Annotated in this window: 5 protein-coding genes and 1 pseudogene; 3 read left to right on the forward strand and 3 right to left on the reverse strand. The window is 62.0% G+C overall.

Translation table 11 applies throughout. The features are described 5' to 3' along the window. The first annotated feature begins 234 nt into the window (after window positions 1–234). On the forward strand, window positions 235–1047 hold the full coding sequence (locus M1105_RS20250) for a DUF1698 domain-containing protein (protein ID WP_249582186.1): 813 nt from the start codon (window positions 235–237) through the stop codon (window positions 1045–1047). Window positions 1048–1191: 144 nt separating this feature from the next. Here the strand turns inward: M1105_RS20250 and M1105_RS20255 are convergent, their stop codons facing one another. Beyond that, the gene (locus M1105_RS20255) at window positions 1192–1377 is read right to left on the reverse strand and encodes an IS3 family transposase (RefSeq protein ID WP_249582187.1); all 186 of its coding nucleotides are present in this window, start codon (window positions 1375–1377) and stop codon (window positions 1192–1194) included. Window positions 1378–1716: 339 nt separating this feature from the next. Between M1105_RS20255 and M1105_RS20260 the strand changes: the two genes are divergently transcribed. Further along, complete coding sequence (locus M1105_RS20260) at window positions 1717–2091, forward strand: transposase (protein WP_249582188.1); 375 nt, start codon at window positions 1717–1719, stop codon at window positions 2089–2091. On the opposite strand, the pseudogene M1105_RS20265 reads toward M1105_RS20260, so the two are convergent. After that, window positions 2051–3107, reverse strand: a pseudogene (locus M1105_RS20265) (IS630 family transposase). The gene M1105_RS20260 and the pseudogene M1105_RS20265 sit on opposite strands and share 41 nt — an antisense overlap. A gap of 87 nt (window positions 3108–3194) precedes the next feature. On the opposite strand from M1105_RS20265, the gene M1105_RS20745 reads away from it, so the two are divergent. Then, entirely contained in the window at window positions 3195–3623 is a 429-nt protein-coding gene (locus M1105_RS20745) for a transposase (protein WP_406600647.1), read from the forward strand. A gap of 71 nt (window positions 3624–3694) precedes the next feature. Here the strand turns inward: M1105_RS20745 and M1105_RS20275 are convergent, their stop codons facing one another. Continuing rightward, window positions 3695–4480, reverse strand: coding sequence for a class I SAM-dependent methyltransferase (locus tag M1105_RS20275; RefSeq protein WP_249582190.1), 786 nt, complete (start codon window positions 4478–4480; stop codon window positions 3695–3697). Window positions 4481–4543 lie beyond the last annotated feature (63 nt).

A 4543-nucleotide genomic window follows, 5' to 3' on the forward strand; every position in this document is an offset into this window, starting at 1 on the left:
AAAGCATCGTCCGGATGGACCGAAGGCCGACCATGAACTAACAATCACCGTGGACCAATCAAGTTGGGCTGCTCAGCCGAGCGGGGTCACAGCTTCGGCTAACGGCCGACACCACCGGGGGCAATCACTTCAATGGACCACATGCCCGCCATGCACTAACAATTCAATTGGACCGATCAGACTGCGCCGCCCAGCGGGGCAAAAGTATCCGCGACCATGGATGGAGAGTGCGCCGTGAAAGACGACATCCTCAGTTATGACTTCCACCAGAAAATCATCCTTCCAGATGGGCGCATCACTCCTGGGCCAACGGACCACACGAGGGATCCTAACCTCTTTCGCATTGGGCCCAAAACCATTGCCGGGAAGCGCGTTCTCGATATCGCGGCAAATGACGGCTTTTGGTCATTCTGGAGCGAGACGCAGGGCGCAAGTGACGTCCTCGCAATCGATGTCAATGAGTATAAAAATTACGACTGGGGTTACAACATCCCAACCGAAATCACCTCCCGAAAATCTTCGACAGACAAGAGTTCGAATTTTGCCCGCATCAAGGAGGAGTTTAGCTTCAAGGCGCGGCGCGAACTTAGGTCGGTATATCAACTCAATCCGGCTAGGGACGGGGTGTTCGATGTCGTCTTTTTCTATGGTCTGCTCTATCACCTGAGGCATCCACTTCTCGCGTTCGACCGGATCCGCCCAGTCTGCGGCGGTGTGCTGTTACTCGAGACGCATGTTGCCGGAGCGGACCACCTTCTTCCAGCGCTTATGTTCTATCCCAGCGAGTTCTTCGGGGTCACAAACTGGTCCGGCCCAACTATCGGATGCTGTGCGGCGTGGATGCGAGACGCGGGCTTTACAAGGGTCTTCCGTGAGAAACGCCGGAAGGGCCAATTGAGGGCGCGGATGGTTGGATGCGTTAGTGAAGACTGGGCCAATCACTTTGCCGGCAACCCGAATTTTCTTGAATGCGACGAGGAATATTTCGCAGATCAGGTTGCACGTCTCCAGGAATTCCACCAGCAGGCTAGAACCTCGCCGCTCTGAACAGGGCTTTCCGGAATTTGGCGCATTGCGCGGCGCTAAGGCAGATCTCAGGCCGCCCCAAAATGCGCCGCCGTCCGGGGCATCTTGATTATTTCTCCCGGCGGGCATCGTTAACCGCTGACCTGAGCCCGTCGGGTCCCCCAGTCAACTGGAGATGGGCTCCCACGTTCCCGTCGCACGTTGGCTCTCGTGCCGTCGTTTCACGGCAAGGCCTTCTTCGCTGTGCAGCCGCCTGAGCTTCTTGTGGTTTATGGTGACCGATCCCCCTTGGAGCATCCGTTCGATCCGCAGGTAGCCGAGGCGCCTCCTCTCTGCCGCGATCTCGCGCATGCGCGGAGACCTCCGGTTGGTCCGGAAACGGCTCACCGCGAACGGCCTTCGGATTGACGCACACCAGCCGGGAGGAACGGCGCTGCGAGATGTCGAACCTGGAAATCGCCGACAGCGCGGTCTCCTGGTTCTGCCAGAGTATCGTCAGCCGTTTCCCAGGAGATCCTTCACTACCGCCCTGTCGAGCTCGACATAAGAGATTGTTTTAGAAAGGGATTCCCGTTCGGGCTCAGGTGTGAATCATGGGGTGTCGACCTTGCTGATTGAGTTCGATGTATCGACGCCCATGCTTTGCCGTGCCCGCCGCCGCGCCAATCCCAGCGACCTGACCGAGGCCCAGTGGGCAGTGATCGCGCCGATGATCCCCGACGCATCGCCCCGGGCGGGCGCCCGCGCAAGGCCGACAAGCGCGAGATCGTCGAGGCGATCCTCTACGTGCTGCAGGCGGGCTGCTCGTGGCGGCTGCTGCCGCACGATTTCCCGCCCTGGCAGAGGGTCTACTACTACCTGCGCTGCTGGCAGCGCGACGGCGTGTGGGCTCGCGTCCACCCCACGCTGGTCATGGCCGATCGAGAACGGGATGGCCGCGACGCCTCGCCCTCGGCCGCGATCATCGACAGCCAGACCGTCAGGACGGCCGATCAAAAGGGGGATTCATACCATCGCTCATTGATCAGAACCCGTGCGCCCAATCGCGAAGGCCGATGGAGGTGATTTTCCAGGGCCGGTCGAGGAGCTTGTTCCATGCGTCGCAGCAGTGCGCGACGATGTCGTCGTAGCTGGTGAAGACGCGGTTCGAGAGCCAGTTGTCGCGCATGAACTGCCAGAGGTTCTCCACCGGGTTCAACCCGGGCGAGCGCGGTGGCAGCGGAAGCAGCGTGATATTGTCGGGGATCACGAGGGTCGCCGACATGTGCCAGCCGGCCTGGTCGAGCAGGATGACGGAATGCGCGCCGCGATCGACGGTGGCGCTGATCTCGGCCAGATGCACCTGCATCGCCTCGGTGTCGGCGAAGGGCATGACCAGCCCGGCCGCCTTGCCCTTCGCCGGGCAGATCGCCCCGAAAATGTAGGCCCATTTGGTGCGCTGATCGTGCGGCGCCCGCGGCCGGGTTCCGCGCCGCGCCCACCGGCGGGTGATCGCGTTCTTCTGACCTACGCGCGCCTCGTCCTGCCAGCACAGTTCGAGCTCGGTCCCGGCCGGGAGCCCAGCCCGGATCGCCGCCAGCCGCTCGGGGAGGTTTTTTGAATTCCGCCATGGCATCAGGATCTTGCCCATAGTGGCGCGGCCGCGCCGAGAGCTTGCGAAACTCCATGCCGCGCAGCTCCCTTCCCAACGTCTGGCGACTGACCGAGACGCCGAACTCCTCCCAGAGCCACTGCACCAGATCGACCAGCCGCCAGCGCACCACCCCGTCGAGATACGGCCTCGGCCCCGCCTCGACTGCCTGCGCGAGGGCGGCGCGCTGCGCATCCGTCAGTAGCGGCTTGCCCGGCGCCTTGCGGTCGAACAGGCCGTCCGGGCCCGCCGCGTTGAAGCGCAGCACTCAGTCCCGGACGATCTGGAGGCCGACATCCCCGATCTTCGCCGCCTCGCTCCGGCTGCCCCCGTCGTAGATCGAGGCCAACGCCAGAAGCCGGCGCGTCTGACGCGCATCCCGGCTCCGCTTCGCCAGCGCCCGGAGATCATCCGCCGTGAAGTCGCCGCGCAGTGTGATTGCTGCTCCCATGGAGACCCTCCCTCGGTTCTCCATGTTGAATCATCCCGTGACCAAATTGGGAATCCCTCGCGTGAGTCAGCATCATCAGGCGCTGGTATCAGAGGCTGCGACGCCGAGATACGGATCAGCGGGCGCAAGCAGTATATCATGACCGACACCGATGGCCGTCTGCTCGACGTCGAGGTCCACGCCGCCGACCGGCAGGACCGCAGCGGCGCCAAGGGCGTCCTGCGGCGCTCGCGCAGCCGGTTCCCCTTCGTCGGGAAGGTCTATGCCGACGGCGGTTACGCGCGTCGGCTCGTGACATGGGCGCAGAACAAGACTCACGTCGCGCTGGAGATCGTCAAGCGCCCGCCCAGTGCGAACGGCTTCGTCGTCAGCCGACGCCACTGGGTCGTCGAGCGCACCTTCGCGTGGATCGTGAAGTGTCGCCGCCTCGTCCGAGACTACGAGCAGCTCACCGCCGTCGCCGAAACCCTCGTCACCATCGCCGCCATCGCAACAATCCTCAGAAGGTCGGCGTGACGCTTCCAAAACACGCTCTAAGGTCCGGTCATGTGTCCGGCAGCGCACGCTGTGTCCCGTGAGACGAACGATTAGACACAACGCATCGCGGTGTCCAAGGCCTTGTCATAGTAAAAGGTCCATGACTTTCCGCGCCGGGCGTCGTGGGCTCGAAAGAAGAATGAGGTGGAAAGATCCACCGGATCAATCGTATCGCAGACCTTCTCGACGGGGATCCCCTCGTAGTCTCCCACGACGTCGTTTGGCGGCAACCGGCGGCAGGTCCAGTTGAGCCACCGGATGTCGCCATTGAAATAGCCGCCGTCAAACTCGAGCCCGTCGGGCAGTGCCTCGTGCGGATGATCCCAGCTCCTGCTAATATCTTTCCGCGCGATGATCGAGGTGTTGTACCCATAACTTGCGACGCGGGCGTCTCCACACCAAAAGCCGGCCCGTACGAAGTTGATCAAGAGCGATCCACCATTCCACAGGACCGGATGCGCGAAAGTCATCTTCTGGCGAAGCGGTGGCACCGTTGCGCAGACATAGCCGCCCTCGCGCACGTCTGCATACAGCTTGTCGATGAACCGTCCGGGGTTACGGGTGTGCTCGAGTACATGGCTGAGCCATAGGAAGTCATACTCCCCAGCAACGTCTATATCCTCATAGTCGCCAACATACTCGACCTTGCACCTTCCTGGAGCGAGATCGAGCACATCGACCTCGAGTCCACGCGACTCAAAGAAACGTTTGTGGATGCCTTCGCCTCCGCCAATGTCGAGAAGGCGCTTCCGGCCGCTCTCCTTCGCAATGCTGACCAATTCATACGCGGCGAGAGATGCACGGAACGCAACGGTCCGAGAGGGTGAGCAGCCCAACTTGATTGGTCCACGGTGATTGTTAGTTCATGGTCGGCCTTCGGTCCATCCGGACGATGCTTT

Source organism: Thermohalobaculum sediminis (genome assembly GCF_023487995.1).
Taxonomy (GTDB): domain Bacteria; phylum Pseudomonadota; class Alphaproteobacteria; order Rhodobacterales; family Rhodobacteraceae; genus Thermohalobaculum; species Thermohalobaculum sediminis.

Coding starts and splice junctions, on each gene's coding strand:
- M1105_RS20255 (WP_249582187.1), bottom strand. CDS start 1,377: ATGCGCGAGATCGCGGCAGAGAGGAGGCGCCTCGGCTACCTGCGGATC.